The organism is Actinoplanes sp. NPDC023801, from assembly GCF_040639655.1.
In the GTDB taxonomy this organism is placed as follows: Bacteria; Actinomycetota; Actinomycetes; order Mycobacteriales; family Micromonosporaceae; genus Actinoplanes.
In genome coordinates this window covers 1-14,379 of record NZ_JBFAAI010000051.1, presented here as the reverse complement: position 1 = coordinate 14,379, position 14,379 = coordinate 1, and the positions used below count along the sequence as shown (strand labels likewise).

The following is a 14,379-nucleotide window of genomic DNA, read 5'->3' as shown; positions in this document are numbered from 1 at the left end:
GCCGTCAGGCCTCGACGACGTCGGCGACGATGACGGTCACGTTGTCGGGCGCGCCGTTCTGCAGGGTCCGGTTGACCAGTTCGGCGGCGCAGGCCTTGCGGTCGGCGACCTCGCGCAGCGTCTGCGCGATCACCGCATCCTCGACGTAGTCGGAGAGACCGTCGCTGCACAGCAGGTAACGGTCGCCGGGCCGGGCCGGGATCATCCGGCCGGCCGGACGGAACGGGCCGCCCTGCACGGCCTGGGTGACCAGCGCCCGCTGCGGGTGGCGGCGGGCGTCGTCGGGGGTGAGCACGCCCTGGTCGACCAGCGCCTGCACGTAGGTGTCGTCCCGGGTGAGCTGCTGGAACTCGCCGTCGCGGAGCAGGTAGCAGCGGGAGTCGCCGACGTTGAGGGCGGCCAGGCGGTCGCCGGAGAGCAGCAGCGCGGTCACCGTGGTGCCCATGCCGTCGCGGGCGTCGTCGTCGGCCACCGCCGCCTCGATCCGCTCGTTCGCGGTCTGCAGCGCGCTGATCAGATCCTGCAACGGCTCACCGTTGTCCGGCGCCGTGTCCACCACGCTCAAGGTCTGCACGAGGATGTCGCTCGCCAGCTCACCGGCGGGAAGTCCGCCCATGCCGTCCGCCACCACGAAGAGTCGATTACCGACGAAGACGGCGTCTTCGTTGTTGGACCGGACCAGGCCCTGATCAGTGGCGGCGACCGCCCGGACAGCAAGCGTCATGTGACAACTGTGCCAAAGGCCAATTCCGTTGTCTCTAGTACCTCCTACCAAGTGTCGCCGGATCACGGCGGGCCCCGCCGGGCCGACATTCCCGCCCAGGGCGTGATTGTGCAGGTCAGAGGCCATCTGGCGGGCTGTGGCGACGTTCCGGGCCGAATCCGGCGGCATCGGGCGGCCGGAAGACCGCAGCGACACGCGGCGGGAGACCGACGTGACATTCGCGACATCGGGGTACGGGGCGCCCCCGCCGGGCGGTTCAGCCACGAACCAGGCGTCCCTCTCCAGCGGTACCCCGGTGTCCCCCAGCGCCCCGTGCGGCATGCCCGATTGATCGCCGACGGGTGACACTGCGGGGTGGCGCGACACGACGGCGCGGGCTCGGTAACAATCGTCGACGTGACGACAGCTATCCATCAGCGCATCGCCTCGGAGCTCGGGGTACGGGAAGGGCAGGTCACCGCCGCGGTCGAGCTGCTCGACGGCGGGGCCACCGTGCCGTTCATCGCCCGCTACCGGAAGGAGGTGACGGGCACCCTCGACGACGCCCAGCTGCGCACGCTCGAGGAGCGCCTGGGCTACCTGCGGGAGCTGGAGGACCGGCGGGCCGCGGTGCTGGAGTCGATCCGCTCCCAGGGCAAGCTCGACGACGCCCTGGAGCAGCAGATCCTCGAGGCCGACACGAAGGCCCGCCTGGAGGACATCTACCTGCCGTTCAAGCCGAAGCGGCGGACCAAGGCGATGATCGCCCGTGAGGCCGGCCTGGAGCCGCTCGCCGACGGACTGCTGGGCGACCCCTCGGTCGACCCCAAAGCGGCCGCTGCGGCGTTCGTGGACCCCGAGAAGGGGGTCGCGGATCCGCAGGCCGCCCTGGACGGGGCCCGCGCCATCCTGATCGAGCGGTTCGCCGAGGACGCCGACCTGATCGGTGACCTGCGTGAGCAGATGTGGACGCGGGGCCGGCTGGTCGCCAAGGTCCGCGACGGCAAGCAGACCGACGGCGCCAAGTTCTCCGACTACTTCGACTTCGCCGAGCCGTACTCCAAGCTCCCGTCGCACCGGATCCTGGCGATGCTGCGCGGGGAGAAGGAGGACGTCCTCGACCTCACCATGGAGCCGCACCCGGAGGAGGACGAGGGATACTTCGAGGGCCGCATCGCCGGCCGCAACGGCATCAGCGACCAGGGCCGGCCCGGCGACAGGTGGCTCATCGACACGGTCCGCTGGGCGTGGCGCACCCGGATCCTGATCCACCTCGGGGCCGACCTGCGGGTCCGGCTGCGGGAGGCGGCCGAGGACGAGGCGGTCCGGATCTTCGCGGCCAACCTGCGGGACCTGCTGCTCGCGGCGCCGGCCGGTACCCGTACCACCATGGGTCTCGACCCGGGCTTCCGGACCGGGGTGAAGGTCGCCGTCGTGGACGCGACCGGCAAGGTGGTCGCGACCGACACGATCTACCCGCACGTGCCGCAGAACAAGTGGGACGAGTCGATCCACCGGCTCGCCGCGCTGGCGTCGAAGCACAACGTCGAGCTGATCGCGATCGGCAACGGCACCGCCTCGCGGGAGACCGACAAGCTCGCCACCGAACTCATCAAGCGGCACCCGGACGCGAAACTGACCAAGGTGGTCGTCTCCGAGGCGGGCGCGTCGGTCTACTCGGCGTCGGCGTACGCCTCGCAGGAACTGCCCGGCATGGACGTGTCGCTGCGCGGCGCGGTCTCGATCGCCCGCCGCCTGCAGGACCCGCTCGCCGAACTCGTGAAGATCGACCCGAAGTCGATCGGTGTCGGCCAGTACCAGCACGACATCTCCGAGGTGAAGCTGGCCCGGTCGCTCGACGCGGTGGTCGAGGACTGCGTGAACGGCGTCGGCGTCGACGTCAACACCGCCTCCGCGCCGCTGCTGACCCGGGTCTCCGGGATCACGGCGGGCCTGGCCGAGAACATCGTGCTGCACCGGGACCAGAACGGCCCGTTCCGGAACCGCAAGGAAATCAAGAACGTCGCCCGGCTCGGCCCGAAGGCGTTCGAGCAGTGCGCCGGCTTCCTCCGGATCTCGGGCGGCGAGGACCCGCTCGACTTCTCCAGCGTGCACCCGGAGTCGTACCCGCTGGTCCGGACGATCGCGGCGGCCGCCGGGTCGGACGTGAAGTCGCTGATCGGCAACAGCCCGCTGCTCAAGGGCATCCGTCCGGACAAGTTCGTCACCGACACGGTCGGCCTGCCGACCATCACCGACATCCTCAAGGAGCTGGAGAAGCCAGGCCGCGACCCGCGTCCGGCGTTCACCACGGCGACCTTCGCCGAGGGCGTCGAGAAGATCGCGGACCTTTCGCCGGGCATGATCCTCGAGGGCCAGGTGACCAACGTGGCCGCTTTCGGCGCGTTCGTCGACATCGGCGTGCACCAGGACGGTCTCGTGCACGTGTCGGCGCTGTCCGACAAGTTCGTGCAGGACCCCCGCGAGGTGGTCAAGTCCGGGGACGTGGTGAAGGTACGCGTCCTGGAGGTCGACCCGGTCCGCAAGCGGATCTCGCTGTCCATGCGTCTCAACGACGAGCCGAACAAGGGCCGGCAGCCGCGCGAGGACCGCGGCCAGGGCGGCGGACAGGCTGGGCAGGGCCGTCAGGGCGGACAGCGCCAGGGCGGCGGGCAGGGCCGTCCGGACGGACAGCGTCAGGGTGGCCAGGGCGGCGGCCAGCAGCGTCAGGGCGGTCAGAGCGGCGGCCAGCAGCGTCAGCCGCGCCAGCCGGGCGGTCAGCGTGGCGGCGGCGGAGGGGGCAACAGCTTCGGCAACAGTGCCATGGCCGACGCGCTGCGCCGGGCCGGTCTGACCCGGGACTGAACGAGGCGAGGCCCGGGCCGCCGCCCGGGCCTCGTCACTTCACGTCCCAGATCTTGATGTCGTTGAAGGCCACCTCGTACGGCCCGATGTCCGGGGTGTCCCGCCCGTTGTAGATACCGAGCAGCACGCGGCCCGCCTGGAGCCGCTCCTCGGCCAGCGGGGCCGTGCCGACGAGGATCCCGTTCCGGTACACCTCGACCGTGTCGCCCCTGGTGATCAGACCGATCCGGGCCGCGGCGGGTGCCAGCCCGATCGGCGTGTCGCCCAGCGGGAACGTCTTGAACACCGTGATCTTGCCGTCGCCGTTCCGGTTGTGCAGCGCGAGGAGGATGTCGTTCTCGCACACCCGGGCCTGGTAGCCGACCTGCCCGCTGTTGCGGAACCAGATGGCCGCGCAACTGCCCCGGGTGATGAGCCGCGTCGTCACCTCGACGTGCATGTCGGCCGGGATCTCGTCCAGCGGGCCCGAGCACTTGAAGACACCACCTCGCTCCCGGCGGGCCACCAGCCCGTCGGCGAAGTAGCACCTCGCCGTCTCCTCCGGCAGCTCCTTGGCGGTCCACAGCGCTTGCCGCAGCAGGGTGTCCTGCACCCGGGGCGGATCGGCCGGCGTGGTGATGGTGACTATCGGTGTCGGCGCCGGTGACGCCGGGGACACGGCATCGGCGCGGCGGCCGTCGTCGTTGCGCAGCTCCACGGCCACCAGGACGGCACCGGCGACCAGGGCCGTCACGAACACCGCGAGCAGGACCGGCATGGCCCATCGGCGGCCCTGCCGCGCCACCGGCCGCCGGGCGGGCTGAGGCACCGGGGCGGAGATCGGCACCGTGACGATCGAGTTCTCGTCGTAGCCGACGAGTCCCGGCGGGATGGCCAGGGTCGGCAGGCTCACCGACGGCTCGGCGGAGACCCCGGTCACCGCCTGTGCCTCCGTCGCGGCGACCCGGAGATCCGGCTGGTCGGCGAAGGCCGCGGCGGTCGCGGCCGGCCGCTGCTTGCCGGAGATCAGCAGATCGAGCAGCTCCCGGGAACTGGGGCGGTTCGCCGGATCCTTCTCCAGCGAGTGCGCCACCAGGTCGCGCAGCGGGCCGCTGAGGCCGTCCAGCTTGGGCGGCTGGGTGAGGATGCGGGCCGCCATGGCCGGCGGCGAGTCGGCATAGAACGGCGTGTGCCCGGTGCCCGCGTACGCCACCACGCTGCCCCAGGCGAACACGTCGGCGGCCGGGGTCAGCGGGACCTCGGCGTCCGATGAGAAGCGCTCCGGTGCCATGTAGGCCACCGTGCCGACCATCTGGTCGGTACGGGTGTTGGCGCTGGTCGCCTCCATGGCGCGGGCGATCCCGAAGTCGATCACCTTGGGGCTGCCCGGGGCGAGCAGCACGTTGCGCGGCTTGAGGTCGCGGTGGATCACCCCGGCGCCATGGATGGCGGTCAGCGCGGTGGCCACCCCGATCGCCACACCGTGCAGATTGGCACTGGTCAGCGGGCCGCGCTGCTCGACGACCTCGGCCAGGGTGGGGCCGTCGACAAACTCGACCACCAGGTACGGCGACTCGTGGTCGGGGTCGGCGTCGATGACCTCGGCGGTGCAGAACGGCGGAACCTGCCGGGCCCGGTCCACCTCACTGCGGAAGCGGCGCCGGAACTCGTCGTCGTGAGCCAGGTCGGCGCGCACCATCTTGACCGCGACGAGCACCCCGCCAGCGGTCCGGGCGAGGTAGACCGTGCCCATCCCGCCTTCACCGAGCCGGCCGACGAGTTCGTAGTCGCCGAGGCTGCGCGGGTCTGCCTTGCGCAGCGGTTGCGTCCGCTCACCCGGCAATGCGCCGTCGTCGACCATTCCCCCAGCCCCCCGGAAACGCCCCCTTACGTGTGCCGCTCGCACTGTATAGGGCCATGTCTCTCCACGAACAGGCCGCCGGGCTCATGGAGATCCCCGATACAAGGATCCGGGCCATGCCCGATGCACGGACCACCTCTCGCGGCACACCATGGAGTCATCACATCACCGCAAGTGAAGGCAGGGAATCGAAGATGAACGCCGTGCACGACTCGCTCGCCCGTCAGGGCCTGGTCCGCCCGCAGGACGGCCGGATGATCGCCGGCGTGTGCGCTGGCCTCGCCCGCCGGTTCGGCCTCGACCCGTGGATCGCCCGCCTGCTGTTCGTACTGGTCCTGTTCGTGGTGCCGGGCAGCCAGATCCTGATCTACCCGGTGCTGTGGCTCGTGATGCCGGCCGAGAAGCCGGCCTGGCAGACCGCGGAGCCCACCACCTTCTGATCATCCGGGCCTGGGCGGGCGGCAGTCGTCCGCTCAGGCCGTCAGCTCCTTGACCTTCCCGGTCAGCTGAAGATCGTCCAGGTAGCCCTTGTGGACCACCTTCCCGGTGCGGTCCAGCATCACGTACCAGCTCTGCTGAGCGATGCCGAACCGCTTCCACAACTTGCCGGCCTTGTCGTCGAGGTGCGGCATGCCGCCGATCGAGAAGTCGGCCACGAAGTCGTCCATCTCGGCGGCGCTGCCCAGACTCGCTATGCCGAGGACGCTCAGGCGACCGGTGTACTCCTCGTGGATGTCGGCGAGGGACTGCGCCTCACTGGCGCAGGTGGCGCACCAGGGCGCCCAGAACCACAGGATGGCCGGCTTGCCCGCCATGCTCGCGGCGTCGAACTTCTTGCCCTGCAGCGTGGTCCCGGTGAACTTCAGCGTCTTGGGGACGGTCACCGCTTGCGCGGTGACCGCCCCGGACGCCGGTGGCGCGGCGGCGGCCGGGGACGGTCCGGCGGCCGGCGTCTCCGGCGACGCGGCCGGCGAGCTGCCACAGCCGGCTGCCGCGAGGGCGGCAGCCAGTGCAAGGGGCAACAGCCGATGTCGTACGCGGGACGCGCGCATCACTGGGCCGGGACCGGTTCGGTGAGCCGCAGCGCGAGAGCCGGGCACACGTTGACCGCCTTGCGGGCGCCGTCCTCCAGCCACGGCGGCAGCGGTGTGGTCGGGAACGCCGGGAACCCGTTGTTGTCCAGCCGGATGATCTCCGGGGCGACCGCCGAGCACAACCCGTGCCCGTCGCACCGCGACCAGTCAAGGGCCAGCTTCCGGGCACCCTTCTCGGCCGTGTAGGGCAGCGGCAGGATGCCGCGGACCGGCTTGCCGCAGCCCTCGCCGTTGGCGTGCGCCCGCACGTCCTCCTGGAAGACCTCCAGCGCGGAGAGGGCGAACCGGGACGTACCGTCCGGGTGGCTGCACGCGCCGCGGCCCTTCACCATGCCGGCCGCCTGCCGCACCTGCTCCACCGCGTTGCCGCCGAGCGAGACCAGGGTGACCGCGCGGGCCAGGTCGGGCAGGCCGATCCGGCACGGGCCGCACTGTCCCGCCGACTCGCCGGCCAGGTACTGCACGACCTGGGCGACCTCACCGACCGGGCAGGTCTTGGAGCCGATCGGGATCAGTATGCCGGCCCCGAGCGTGCCGCCGACCTTGGCGAAACCCTTACGGGAGATCTTGATCGTCTTCGCCTGCTCAGCGGTGACCCACTTGCCGTGGTAACCACCGACCAGCAGGCCCGGGCCCATGTCGGCGCCGCACATCTCCAGCACCTCCATGAGCGGGGTGCCGCTGGGTGCCTCCACCACGGCCGGCGCCGTCGCGGAGCCACCGACGGTGAGCATCACCGTGCCCGGTTCCTCCGGGATGCCGACCGCGTTGTACTCCCACGGGCCGAGCCTGGCCGCGATCGCCAGCTGCGAGTACGTCTCGGCGTTGGACAGCAGGGTGGGCAGTCCCATCACGCCGTTGTCGCTGGAGCGCACCTTGCGGCCGGGCGGGATGTGCGCCTCGCCGTTGATGCCGCGGACCAGCGCGCCGCCCTCACCGGAGATGAACCGGTGGGGCACCAGCACGATCCGGGTCGGGCAGGGCATCTTCCGCTCGGCCAGGGCAGCCGCGAGCGAGTTCTGGCCGACGCCGTCGTCGGCGACGCCGATGACGATCTCCTCGGCGTCCAGGGCGGCGGCGGCCAGCGCCGCGCCGTCCAGGATCAGGTGCGGGCCGCGGGTCAGGATCGCCTTGTCCTTCCACGACGGCGGCTCGCCCTCGGTGGCGTTGACCACGATCACCGGGGGCAGATCCTGACGGCGGCAGGAGTCGACCACCGCGCGCACCTTGCGGGCGAACGGGAAGCCGGCACCGCCGCGCCCGCGCAGCTCGATCCGGTCGGCGAGGCCGATCAGCTCACCGGAGGAGAGCGCCGCGAACCCGCCGTGCACCTCCTGGTGGGCCAGCAGGTCAAGACGGCCGTACTCGTCGAACCCGGCAGTGATCCGGGGCGTGCCGACGGCCGTGACCGGGGGAACCTGTGCCGTGCTCAATTCGAATCCCTCATGTCACCACGGAGCTGGGAGAAGTAGCCGTCGTCGCCCTCGTCGAGCACGCGGCGGCCGCCACGGCCGCCCGGCTCGGCGCGACGGTTCCGGCGCGTGCCGCTGTCGACCAGGGTCGGGCTGTCGTCGGCCGGGTAACCGGTGGGGCCGCCCTCGGAGAAGTCGACGAACTCGCTGCGGCTGGGCCGCCGGGGCGGCTCCTCGTAGCGGGGTTCCTCGTACCGCTCGGCACGGCCACGCGGGGCCGGCTCCTCCTCGTACCGGGCACCACGGGCGCGGGGCACCTCGTCGTACTCGTCCTCGGCACGGCGGCGGCCGCGCACGACCGGCTCGTCGTACTCCGGTTCGCGGCGACGAGCGCGGGGAACCGGCTCGTCGTCCTCGTAGCGGCGCATCCGGGCACCGGTGGTCTCGAGCTCGTCACGGCGCATCCGGGCACCGGTCGACTCGAGCTCGTCACGGCGCAGCCGCGCACCGGTCGACTCCAGCTCGTCACGGCGCATCCGGGTGCCCGTCGGCTCGAGATCGTCACGGCGCAGCCGGGCACCGGTCGACTCGACGTCATCGCGGCGCAGCCGGGCACCGGTCGACTCGAGATCGTCGCGGCGCATCCGGGTGCCCGTCGGCTCGAGATCGTCGCGGCGCATCCGGGTGCCGGTCTGCTCGATGTCGTCACGGCGACGCGGCCGCGGAGCCGGCTCGTCGTCCTCGTAACGGCGGCCGCGGACGCGCGGCCCTTCGTCGTAGAGCTCCTGCGAGCGGCCGCCACGGGAGCGCGGGGCGGGCTCGTCGTCGTACCGGTAGCGCTCCTCCTCCAGGTCCCGGCGCGACATCCGGGTCTGGGTGTCGTAGAGCTCGTCGTCCTCGACGGAGCGGCGCTGCCGGGGGGCGGGGGCCTCCAGCTCGGGCTGACGACGGCGGGGCGGGTAGTCCTCCTCCATCGCCATCGGAGCGGGTGCCGGGCTGACCGGCCGGACCGGTGCCGGGCTGACCGGGCGGGCGGCCGGCGCCAGGGTCGGCTGGTTCCAGGTCTGCGTCATCTGGGCCGGCTCGGCGCCGGCCGGGGTGAGCAGATCGATCGCCGGCTCGGCACGGCGGACCGGGCGGCGGATCGGCGCCGAGGCGGTGGGCAGCAACGCGCCGGTCTCCTTCGCCTTGGCCGCGCCGACACCGGCCGGCGAGGCGAAGTCCTTGCGGCGGTTGAGGCTCACCGACAGGCGCACCGCGAGGCCGACGACCACACCGAGCACACAGACGACATAGCTGACGCTGACCCAGGTGGCGGCGGGCCGGCCGGCGGAGAGGCCGTGGGTGAGGGCGATCGGCCACATCAGGTACGAGATCGCGTGGATACCACGCCACATCCACGGCCGGCCGCGGCCGATGAACTTGGCGCGGGCGATGCCGGACCACATGACCAGCACCATGATCCAGCCGGAGACGGTGCCCAAACCCACGTACAGGCTGTTGGGACCGTCGGTCAGGAACGGGACGGCGATGTCGATCAGGCCGATGAAGTCCTTGGCGTACTTCGTCCACACGTGCACGAAGAGAGCGCCGACCGCGATCACGCCGGTGGTGCGGTGCGCGGACTGGAGCAGCACCCGCTGGCGGATGCTGAGCACGAGCCGATCGGTGGCGACCAGACCCACCATGATCGTGATCGAGAGCGACACCAGGGCGATGACGCCCATGTAGTAATCGGCGTAGGCGAAGAAGTAGTAGTACGCGACCCGACCCGGAGCGGTCATCATCGCGACGGCCCAGAGAGCGGCCAGGATGCTCAGGACGAGCACTACCACCGCGGTTCTCGACGCCGGACGACTACCGGTGGATTCGACGTCGACCGCCACCCGGGGGGCGGATGCCTTGTTGTTCTTCGAGCGGGCCATGGACTCCTCGTTTTCCTTGGTGCGGTCACGTCCCGTGGGCGGTGGGACGCCGGCGTCCGTGGGGAACGCCCCGCGCTCAAGCGCTGGTGCTGGACCCGGTCCTCGGCAGTGCTTTCCCCTGCGTGCTCCGGTCCGTGTCCTCCCCGGATTACGTGCCGGGCCCGGCTTCGGATGAACACCGCCCGAACTTTTTCGGTAGTCGCGTGGCCACGATCCGCGCAGGCCCGCTGAGCTGCACGGATAACCGAAAGGTTGCTCACCTAAGGAAAAAATAAGGATCGCGGGGTGGGTGACCCGGGCCACCCGGTGAACCATTCTGCCGCCCCAGGCGAACTAAGTAGTGATGACGAATCGAGGGCATGCCCTGGGAAGGGGGATCGTCATGCGTCACCGGATCATCGCGCTCGCCGGCGCGGTCGTCGCGGCCGTCGTACTGAATACGCTGGCCTGGACGCCGCCGGCCGCGGCCGACGTGCCGGGCTTCAGCGTGCGGGTGACCGCTCCGGAGAGGTTCACCGCGGGCCGCTCCGCGGCGACGGTGACGGCGGTGGCGACCTCGGAGAACCGCCGGTGCCGGAAAGTGCGGTGGGTCCTGCTCGTGCGCACGCCGGTCGACGCCGGGCAGCTGCGGGTCAACCGGGTCGAGGACGACGGCCGGTTCGCCGCCACCGCCAGCACGGAGGGTGACACCACCACGATCATCGACGACGCCCTCGACCCGGGCACGCTGTGCCGGGGCCGTACCGTCACCGGCCGCTGGCAGATCGCCTTCGACGGGCCGGACGGCGGTGACGTGCGGTTCGAGGCGCGCGCCTTCGACGCCGGGCAGACCCTGCTGACCACCGCCGGGGCGTCGGCCACGGTCCGCGGTGAGCAGGCCGGCGGCCCGTCCGCCGAGCCGAGCGAGGAGGCGGACGAGGAGGACGCACCCCGGGAGGACACCGGCCCGGTCATCCCGAGCGAGTCGGACGAATCGCAGACCGCCCTGGTCGCCGAGGAGTCGACGCTGCTCGGTCCCGGACTGATCGTCGGCGGGATCTGTGTCTTCCTCGGTGTCCTGCTGCTGCTCCGGCTGCGGACCCGGTCCCGTACCGCCCGGATCGAGTCGCAGACACTGCCGACCGGCTTCTACCGGATGCCGCCGCCCCGATAGGAGAACTTCGTCCGGGTGATTTCACGGATCAACGAGCCTTCCCGGGGCCTGCGCCGTCTAGCGTGAGGGCCCAGCGTCACCGTCCATAGGGGAGGACTCCGTGACCCCGTATGCCCGACGCCCTGCCGGCAAGATCACCGCCGCGCTCGGCGCGCTAGCTTTCCTGTCGGTCGCCGTGCCGACCGGCGTCTCGTTCGCCGGTACGGACCGCACCCCGGCCGTGCCCGCTCCGCCCGCGGCCCGGCCCGAGCAGTTCCACGGCGTCGACCCCCGCGTGCCGGCGGCACTGAACCCGCCCGCCGGGCACGTGCTCCACGCCGTCCTCAAGGCTCGTGGCGTCCAGGTCTACGAGTGCCGGGCCGCGGCGTGGACGCTGCTGGAACCGGCCGCGTCGCTCACCGGCGTCACCGTCCACCCGGTCAAGAAGGTGTCGGCGCTGCACTTCCGCGGCCCGAGCTGGCAGTCGGACCAGGACGGCTCACGGCTCGAGGGTGACCCGGAGGGGGTGGTCCGGGTGCCGTCCGAGCAGCCGGGCAGCATCCAGCAGCTGCGCATCACCGCGAAACCGGGCCGCGGTGACGGGGTGTTCGGCAAGGTCACCTACGTCCAGCGGCTGGACACCGTCGGCGGGCTGGCCCCGGCCGGCTCGTGTGCCGGCGGGACGACCGCGGTGCCGTACCGGGCGGTCTACCGGTTCTTCGTCGCCAAGGCCTGATCGACGGTGGCCGGGCGGAGGAACTCACGGGCCGCCTCGACGAGGGCATCCGGGTCGTCGGCGTGGAAACGGACGGTGGTCACGGGCTGCCCCCCGGTTTTGCGGACCGGCAGCACCAGAGGTCCGGTCAGGCGTACGTCGATGCTGGTCTGACTGGCCATGCCGAGCGAGAGCACGCCGTCCTCGAACTGGGTCTGCCCGCCGGGTGGCATCGAGCGGCGCCGCACCTCGACCGACTCGATCGACTCCCAGCCGATCGCGACGTCGAGGGTGATGCCGTTGCGGATGCGCAGACCGGCCGGACCGACCAGATGCGGGTGCACCACGATGCTGGCCATCAGGCCGAACATCCAGATCAGGCCGTAGACACCAATGAAGAGCGCGGCGTTCGCGACCGGGCGCCACGGGATCATCAGTTCCAGGATCGGGATCTCGACGGCGGAGACGACGATGAACGCGATCAGGATCATCTTGACCGCCCCAAGGTACCCGAACCGGCGGGTCCCCGGTTCGACCGGGTACGGGCGCCGCAGGATCCAGCGGAACAGCGCCGCCCAGAGCTTGAGCTCGTAGACGACCACGAACCTGACGAGTCCCCACACCTTCTTCATGCCCATGACGGTAGGTCACGATGCACCTGTATTGCAATAGCACTACCGGCCGGCGCCGAAGCGCCGGCCGGTAGGTCGTTCAGCGGGTCAGTTCATCACAGCGCCGGGTAGGCGTTGGCCATGAGCTGGGCGAACTGCGCCGGGAACCACGCACCCGAGATGGGGGCGTCGGGCAGCGCGCCGGACAGGCTGTTGCCGTTGCGGGCGTTACCGGTGTAAGCCGGGTCGCACATCTGGTCGAAGCCCTTGCCCTCGGTGTTCGGGATGAGCTTGCTGGAGCCGTCCGACTCACCCGGCGGCTTCACCCAGACGTAGGCGTCGATGCCGGTGGCCGGCGCCGCGGTGGGCCGCTCGCCGAGACCCGCACCGGCCTGGTTGCACCAGTTACCGGCGTGAATGCGGCGGTCGATCCGCGACTCGTTGACGAAGATGTCGACGTTGGTGTTGGTGCTGGCCGCGGTCGGCCGGGCCGAGCCGCCCCAGCCGTTGCGGGAGGTGTCGATCAGCATGCCGATGCCCGCGTCGAAACCGATCGAGACCAGCCGGTTACGGAAGGCCTGAGCGAAGGTCAACTCATCGGTGTACTGGTTCCAGTCGACCCACTTGGACTGGCGGACGCTCTGGCCACCGACCGTGGTGGTCGGCTGGACGAACGTCTCACGCAGCGCCGAGTAGTTGGCGGTGTTGGTGATGAAGCCGTGCACGTTCTTCACGTTGCCGGAGGCCCGGGCGGCCTCGAGCATGATGTCGGCGGTCGGGTTGAAGTTCGAGTCCCAGCCGATCCAGCCGTGGTGCGCGGCGTCCACGTAGTTGTAGGTGTTGGCGAGCGCGCCCAGCTTGTTCAGGGCGTAACCGATGCCCTGCACGTAGCCGCCGTTGGCCTTCATCGTGTCGCAGGTCGCCGTGGCGCCCGCGGCACTACCGACGTTGGTGACCAGGTTCGGCAGCGAGTCGATCTCGACGATGTTGATGATCCGCAGGCTCGCGTACTTCGAGTCGGCCTGGATCGCGGCGATCGGGTCGATGTACTCGGCCTTGTAGCGCGGCAGGTCGTTGGGGCCGAGCTCACCGTTGGAGGCAAGCGCCGCGCAGTCCCGGCCGGGCAGGTTGTAGATGACGAACTGGATGTAGCCGGCACCCTGCGCCAGAGCCGCGTCCAGGTGGTCACGCACGCCCATCGAGCCGTTGGAGCTGCTGCCGCTGGTGCCGGCGATGGCGGCGATCCGGTCGATCCAGACGGCGGTCGGGTTGTTGGAGACCCGGTTGCCGCCGGCGACCGACTCGGCCTTCGCCTTCCACTCCGGGTTCACGTAGCCCCTGGCCCCCGCGTACGGGTTGTCGACCTTGCCGGGCGGCGGCGGAGGGTTGGAGGTGGAGGTGGACGGCGACGGTGAGGTCGACGTGGAGACGGACGCCGAGGGGGACGGCTCGCCGGTCTGGCCGTTGCAGACCGTACCGTTGAGCGAGAACGTCGCGGGCGCGGTGTTCGTGCCCGAGTAGCTGCCGTTGAAGCCGAAGTTCGCCGTGCCGTTGGTGGCCAGCGAAGCGGCCCAGCCCGGGTTGGCGGCGGTGACGTTCGCCCCCGACTGGCTGATGGTGGCGCTCCAGCCCTGGGTGACCTGCTGGTTGCCGGGCCAGGTCCAGGTCAGCCGCCAGCCGCCGGAGATCGGGTCACCGAGGTTGGTGACGGTGACGTTGCCGGTGAAGCCAGTGCTCCACTGGTTCACCGTGTAGTTGACGCGACAGCCGGCGGCAGCGCTGGCGCTGGTCGCGACAGCCATGGCGCCGGTGGCGGCAACGACGCCCACGGCGACGGCGGCAGTCAGCGCCCTGGCGCGGGTGGGGATGGGTCTCATGAGGGCTCCTCGAGACGGGGTGGCGTGGGAGCACGCCGGGGAACGGCCGACCAACACATCGGTGGGGATCGCTGGCCGATATGGACAGCATTCCATGGGAGCGCTCCCAGCGCAATCATTCCGAAACAGCCGGGCAACCCTCAGTTCATGCCACCTTTTCGCCGGGCTGTCGCGTACCGCTGTCTCAGCGACGCTGAGACAGCGG

At 71.0% G+C, this 14,379-nt stretch carries 11 protein-coding genes; 4 read left to right on the top strand and 7 right to left on the bottom strand.

What is annotated here, in order from left to right; genetic code table 11:
• Positions 1–4 precede the first annotated feature (4 nt).
• Entirely contained in the window at positions 5–724 is a 720-nt protein-coding gene (locus AB0G04_RS43090) for a protein phosphatase 2C domain-containing protein (protein ID WP_360996198.1), read from the bottom strand.
• 396 nt (positions 725–1,120) lie between these two features.
• On the opposite strand from AB0G04_RS43090, the gene AB0G04_RS43085 reads away from it, so the two are divergent.
• Positions 1,121–3,568 (top strand): Tex family protein, encoded by a 2,448-nt coding sequence (locus AB0G04_RS43085; protein ID WP_360996195.1) that lies wholly within the window; start codon positions 1,121–1,123, stop codon positions 3,566–3,568.
• A gap of 34 nt (positions 3,569–3,602) precedes the next feature.
• Here the strand turns inward: AB0G04_RS43085 and AB0G04_RS43080 are convergent, their stop codons facing one another.
• Positions 3,603–5,408, bottom strand: a complete 1,806-nt coding sequence (locus AB0G04_RS43080; protein ID WP_360996193.1) for a serine/threonine-protein kinase — start codon at positions 5,406–5,408, stop codon at positions 3,603–3,605.
• A gap of 194 nt (positions 5,409–5,602) precedes the next feature.
• On the opposite strand from AB0G04_RS43080, the gene AB0G04_RS43075 reads away from it, so the two are divergent.
• Positions 5,603–5,848, top strand: coding sequence for a PspC domain-containing protein (locus AB0G04_RS43075; RefSeq protein WP_360996190.1), 246 nt, complete (start codon positions 5,603–5,605; stop codon positions 5,846–5,848).
• A gap of 33 nt (positions 5,849–5,881) precedes the next feature.
• Here AB0G04_RS43075 and AB0G04_RS43070 read toward each other — a convergent pair whose 3' ends face one another.
• The 3 genes from AB0G04_RS43070 to AB0G04_RS43060 are packed head-to-tail and all read right to left on the bottom strand — an operon-like array spanning position 5,882 to position 9,839.
• Entirely contained in the window at positions 5,882–6,430 is a 549-nt protein-coding gene (locus tag AB0G04_RS43070) for a redoxin domain-containing protein (protein ID WP_360996187.1), read from the bottom strand.
• Between the two features lie 29 nt (positions 6,431–6,459).
• Positions 6,460–7,935 (bottom strand): NADH-ubiquinone oxidoreductase-F iron-sulfur binding region domain-containing protein, encoded by a 1,476-nt coding sequence (locus AB0G04_RS43065; protein WP_360996184.1) that lies wholly within the window; start codon positions 7,933–7,935, stop codon positions 6,460–6,462.
• Entirely contained in the window at positions 7,932–9,839 is a 1,908-nt protein-coding gene (locus AB0G04_RS43060) for a translation initiation factor III (RefSeq protein ID WP_360996181.1), read from the bottom strand. Before AB0G04_RS43060 ends, AB0G04_RS43065 begins: the two co-directional genes overlap by 4 nt.
• Before the next feature lie 382 nt (positions 9,840–10,221).
• Between AB0G04_RS43060 and AB0G04_RS43055 the strand changes: the two genes are divergently transcribed.
• The gene (locus AB0G04_RS43055) at positions 10,222–10,992 is read left to right on the top strand and encodes a hypothetical protein (RefSeq protein WP_360996178.1); all 771 of its coding nucleotides are present in this window, start codon (positions 10,222–10,224) and stop codon (positions 10,990–10,992) included.
• A gap of 100 nt (positions 10,993–11,092) precedes the next feature.
• The gene (locus AB0G04_RS43050; RefSeq protein WP_360996175.1) at positions 11,093–11,707 is read left to right on the top strand and encodes a DUF3455 domain-containing protein; all 615 of its coding nucleotides are present in this window, start codon (positions 11,093–11,095) and stop codon (positions 11,705–11,707) included.
• On the opposite strand, the gene AB0G04_RS43045 is transcribed toward AB0G04_RS43050, so the two are convergent.
• Together AB0G04_RS43045 and AB0G04_RS43040 are read right to left on the bottom strand one after the other, a co-directional pair.
• Entirely contained in the window at positions 11,680–12,318 is a 639-nt protein-coding gene (locus AB0G04_RS43045; RefSeq protein WP_360996173.1) for a hypothetical protein, read from the bottom strand. The two genes, AB0G04_RS43050 and AB0G04_RS43045, sit on opposite strands and share 28 nt — an antisense overlap.
• 95 nt (positions 12,319–12,413) lie before the next feature.
• Positions 12,414–14,174, bottom strand: a complete 1,761-nt coding sequence (locus AB0G04_RS43040) for a glycoside hydrolase family 6 protein (protein ID WP_360996171.1) — start codon at positions 14,172–14,174, stop codon at positions 12,414–12,416.
• Positions 14,175–14,379 lie beyond the last annotated feature (205 nt).

Bases quoted from the DNA above. Each gene is read 5' to 3' on its own strand.
- AB0G04_RS43045 (WP_360996173.1), bottom strand. From the start codon at position 12,318: ATGAAGAAGGTGTGGGGACTCGTCAGGTTCGTGGTCGTCTACGAGCTC.
- AB0G04_RS43060 (WP_360996181.1), bottom strand. From the start codon at position 9,839: ATGGCCCGCTCGAAGAACAACAAGGCATCCGCCCCCCGGGTGGCGGTC.
- AB0G04_RS43055 (WP_360996178.1), top strand. From the start codon at position 10,222: ATGCGTCACCGGATCATCGCGCTCGCCGGCGCGGTCGTCGCGGCCGTC.
- AB0G04_RS43075 (WP_360996190.1), top strand. From the start codon at position 5,603: ATGAACGCCGTGCACGACTCGCTCGCCCGTCAGGGCCTGGTCCGCCCG.
- AB0G04_RS43080 (WP_360996193.1), bottom strand. From the start codon at position 5,408: ATGGTCGACGACGGCGCATTGCCGGGTGAGCGGACGCAACCGCTGCGC.
- AB0G04_RS43090 (WP_360996198.1), bottom strand. From the start codon at position 724: ATGACGCTTGCTGTCCGGGCGGTCGCCGCCACTGATCAGGGCCTGGTC.
- AB0G04_RS43040 (WP_360996171.1), bottom strand. From the start codon at position 14,174: ATGAGACCCATCCCCACCCGCGCCAGGGCGCTGACTGCCGCCGTCGCC.